The organism is Candidatus Palauibacter soopunensis, assembly GCF_947581735.1.
Lineage (GTDB): Bacteria > Gemmatimonadota > Gemmatimonadetes > Palauibacterales > Palauibacteraceae > Palauibacter > Palauibacter soopunensis.
Genome location: NZ_CANPVT010000035.1, coordinates 1 through 4,285 on the forward strand (window position 1 = coordinate 1; position 4,285 = coordinate 4,285).

The 4,285-nt window shown below is 71.9% G+C and carries 3 protein-coding genes; all 3 read left to right on the forward strand.

All coding sequences use genetic code 11. The features are described 5' to 3' along the window. Positions 1 to 2,342, forward strand: a 2,342-nt coding sequence (locus RN901_RS09980; protein WP_310758128.1) for a DUF87 domain-containing protein, incomplete at its 5' end; no start/stop codon positions are given. Positions 2,343 to 2,347: 5 nt separating this feature from the next. Further along, positions 2,348 to 3,226, forward strand: a complete 879-nt coding sequence (locus RN901_RS09985; RefSeq protein ID WP_310758129.1) for a TrbG/VirB9 family P-type conjugative transfer protein — start codon at positions 2,348 to 2,350, stop codon at positions 3,224 to 3,226. Continuing rightward, a partial coding sequence (locus RN901_RS09990; RefSeq protein WP_310758130.1) for a TrbI/VirB10 family protein occupies positions 3,223 to 4,285 on the forward strand: 1,063 nt, incomplete at its 3' end. The genes RN901_RS09985 and RN901_RS09990, both read left to right, overlap by 4 nt.

The following is a 4,285-nucleotide window of genomic DNA, read 5'->3' on the forward strand; positions in this document are numbered from 1 at the left end:
CCCGTTCGGGCGAGTTGGGCGCGGCGGGCCGGATCCGGCCCGCCGCGGTGGACGGCCGCACGCCGGAGCAGATCGACCGCGTGCTCGGTCTTTGGCAACGGTTGATGTCTGGCCTGAGTGCCGACACGCGCCTCCAGTTCCACTTGCTCCGGCGTCCCAGCCTCGTCGGGGGTCAAGAGACGAGCAGTTCGAACATCGCGTCCCTGTCGGGCCGCAACCGAACCGCGTTCCTCGCCGGACGCGTCCAGCGGCTCGAAGCCTTCGCGGTCTGGTCGCACGACCCGGGCCTCCGCCCGGCCGGCGGGGGTTCCGGGCCGGGACCGCTGTCGCGGTTCAAGCGGCTTCGTAAGCGCGGCGGCAAGACGGCCACTACCTACCTGGCCTCGGAGATCGAGGCTGCGGCGGGCCGGTTCCGTGCGCTGATCGACGCGGGCCGCTCGCTGGTGGCCGAGCACACGCCCGTCGAGATGCTCGGGGCCGCCGATGGCTCCCGGTTGCTCTCCGAACTCATCAACCGCCCCGGAACGTTCTGGGAAGGCGCGACGGGCAGCGGCATGAACTGGCGGCTCGCACTGTCGGAACTCGAAGCCGAGCGGTCGCATCTCCGGCTGGACGGCGAGCCGGTCATCCTCTATTCGCTGCTGTCGCCGCCGGGCCAGGCGCACGCGAACCTCCTCCGCGATCTGTACTGCCTGGACGCGGTGACGACCGTCTCGCTCGAATGGCGGCCGTGGACGGTCGAAGCGGCGCGGCGCCGGATCCGGAGCGCGCAGCGCCACTACTTCTCGCGCCGCTACTCGATGATGGCGCACGCCCAGGACGCCCAGGGCACGGCGGCGGCGATGGTCGATTCGGCGGCCGCCGCCGAGTCGGATCGTTTGGGAGCGGCGCTTGTCGAACTCGAAGCCGACGGCGTGGCTTACGGCGAGGCGTCGCTCACCGTGGCGCTGCACGGCGAACTCGAACGGATTGAACGGCTGGACGGAGACGTGCGCCGCCTGTTCGCCGCGCACGACGCGAAGGCGATCCGGGAGGGCTACGGCCAGCTTCCCGCGTGGTTCGCCCGGCTCCCGGCCCAGCCGCGCAAGCGGCAGGTGCGGCGCGTGTTCGTGTCGGCCGGTCTCGCGGCGTGCCTCGCGCCCGTGTTCGGCCCGCCCCAGGGGAACCGGAAGAGCCGGCATCTCGACCGCGAGCCGCTGGCGGTGTTCGAGACGCCGTGGCGCACGGCGTACCGCTACGACCTGTTCGCGGGCGACGTGGGCCACACGCTGATCCTGGGGGCGACGGGCTCGGGCAAGAGCTTCACGCTCAACTTCCTGCTCGTCGAGGCGCTCAAGTACGATCCGCGCATCCTGATCCTGGACCTGGGCGGCTCCTACCGCTGGCTGACCCGGTTCCTCGGGGGCCGGTATCTGGAGCTCGCGCCGGGCGAGTCGGAGCCGACGCTCCGGCTCCAGCCGTTCGCGCTTCCGCCGACCAGGAGGACGTTCCAGTTCCTCACGGGCTGGGTGCGCCGGCTGCTGAGGCTGGGCGGCTTCGAGGCGCGCGGAGCGGACACGAGCGAGATCCGCGCGCGGGTCGAGGACCTGTACGCGCTCGGGGCCGAGCGGCGGACGCTCACCGTGCTGGCCGGTTCGCTCCCGTCGGCGATGTGGCCCGCGCTGAGCCGCTGGACGGAGGGCGGCGCATGGGGCGCGTTCTTCGACAACGCGCCGGCGGGCGCGGCGGACATCGAGTTCCGGGACTGGCAGGTGATCGACCTGGCGGGCGCGGCGGAACACGCGGACCTGTGCGAGGCGGCGCTCTCCTATCTGCTGGAGCGCATGCGCCTGGAGATCGAGGACCCGGCCGAGACGGCGCGGCTCAAGCTGATGGTCGTGGACGAGGCGTGGCGGTACATGCAGGACCCCGCCGTGCTGAACTACCTGGCCGAGGCGGCCAAGACGTGGCGGAAGAAGAACGCCGCGCTCGTGCTCGCGACGCAGTCCGCCGTGGACGTGACGGGGACGCCGGGCGCTTCGGCGCTCCTCGAATCGATCCCCACCAAGCTGTTCCTCGCCAACGCCGAACTGCCCGATGAGGCCGGAGCGCTGTTCCGGCTGAACGAGTCGGAGGTGGCCCGGATCCGTGCGCTGACGCCGAAGCGCGAACTGTATCTCCGCCGCCCGGACGAGGCGGCGGTGCTCCGCCTCGAAGTCGATCCGGAGAGCTACTGGCTCTACACCTCCTCGCCGCTGGACGCCGAGAGGCGCACCGAGGCCGTGGCGAGACACGGACTGGCCCGGGGACTGGCAATGCTCGCGGGCCGAACCCACCCCACCCCACCAACCGAGAGGACGTGAACAACATGAAAGCAACTCCGACCGCGGCGATCCTGCTGGGGATCGTCGTCGTGCTGCTGACACTGCTTCTGGCTGTGGTTCCCTGCGAGGCCGCCGCGCAGCAAGAGAGCGCCGATGCCGCCTACCTGCGCGTGCCCGTGCCGGAGGAAGGCGAAGAGCGGATCCCCCGGCTCCGCGCACGCGTGCGGCATACCACGGTCATCGTGCTTCCGGCCGGGGAGCGGATCCTCGACTTCGTGGCCGGCGACTCCGAGTACTGGCACCTGACCGGCGCGGCGAACGTGGCATACCTGAAACCGCTTGCCGAGGACGCGGCGACCAATGTGGCGCTCGTCTGCGAGTCCGGACGCATCTACTCGTTCCTCGTATCGGAGAGCGGCGAGAAGCCGCCCCACCTGGTCGTCCGCGTCGAGACGGGTGCGGAGGCGGAGGCCGCGTTCGGCGCTCCCGGGTTCGTCGCCCGGAGCGAAGTCTCCGTCTATCGCGAGATGGCCGCCGAAGCTGTCGAGGCCGTGGGGGTGGCCCGCGAGGAGGCCGAGGAGGGGATCGCCGAGGCGCGCGGCTGGGCCGAAGCGGAGATCGAGGCGTTCCGCGCCGCCTACCCCGAACGGCTCCGGTTCGAGTACCGGCTGGACCGTGACGCGTCCGAGCGTCCGTTCCGGGTCGAGGCGATGTGGCACGACGGGGAGTTCACCTATCTCCGCTCTCACGCGCAGGAGTCGCCGGCGCTCTACGAATTCCGGGACGGCGAACCGAGCCTGGTCGCGTTCGATCTCACCGAGGACGGCCTCTACGTCGCCCGCCGCGTGCTGGGCGACGGCTGGCTCCAGATCGGCGACAAGCAGGCGCGGTGGCGGTTCGAGCCCCGGGAGAGCTCGAAATGATCCGCTGGAAGCAGGTGGTGAAGGAGCCGAAGGGCGCGCTTCCGGGCGGCATGGTCACGAAGGCGGGGGTCGTCCTGATCGCCGTGCTCGTCGCCGGACTGCTGTTCTCGTCGTCGCTCGCGGGTCCCGGCGAAGATGAGGCCGCCGCCGGAGCGCCGGCGCAGCCGCGGGCGTTGAACGACCGCGAGGGCCGGTCGCTCGACGAGGGCATCCGCGACGAGACGGCGCGCGAGACACAACGGGCCGCCGCCGAGTCGCGCGACGATCCGGCGGACCGGGAGGGCGGACCCGCCTCGGGCGCGGGATCCGCGGGAACAGGTTCCGCAGGGGCGGATGCCGGTGGACGCGGTCGGATCACCGCCATGGGCCGGGCCGAGTTCGAACTGCGCGAGGCGCTCCGCTTGGAGGAGATCGAGCGCCGGTCGCGGTCTCTCCGCTCGCCGGCCGTTGCGCAGTCGCACCGGGATCCGAACGGACCCCCGGACGCGGCGGCGTCCACCTCGGTGCCCGAGTCTCCCGACGCGGCACTCGACGGGGCGCTCGCCTCCCTCGGGCAGTCCCTCGCCGCCCTTGAGGCCGAGATGGCGGCGGGGCTGGCCGCCGGAGAGTTCGCACCCGGCGTCGGAGGCCCGGCACCGGGGGCGGATGTTCCCGCCGCGTCCCGCACCTCCGAGCCCGGCCGTTTGGTCCGGCCGCTCGACCCGCCGGGTTGGGAGCGCATCCACGAGGGCACGTTCCTGGAGGCGGTGCTGGTCACCCAGTTGTCGGGGGAGTTCCCCGGCCCGGTGCTCGCCATGGTGTCGGTGCCGCTGTATTCGGCCGACCGGCGGCGGGTGCTAATCCCGCGCGGGGCGCGCGTCGTCGGCACGGCCCAAGCCGTCGAAACCCAAGACCAAAGCCGTCTCGCCGTCGCGTTCCACCGGTTGCTGCTGCCCGATGGAAGCTGGATCGACCTTGAGTTCACCGGCCTGAACCAAGTGGGCGAGAGCGGGCTCCGCGACCAAGTCAACCGTCGCTACCTCTCGACGTTCGCGGCTGCCGGAGCGGTCGGCGCGCTGA

Coding starts and splice junctions, on each gene's coding strand:
- RN901_RS09985 (WP_310758129.1), top strand. CDS start 2,348: ATGAAAGCAACTCCGACCGCGGCGATCCTGCTGGGGATCGTCGTCGTG.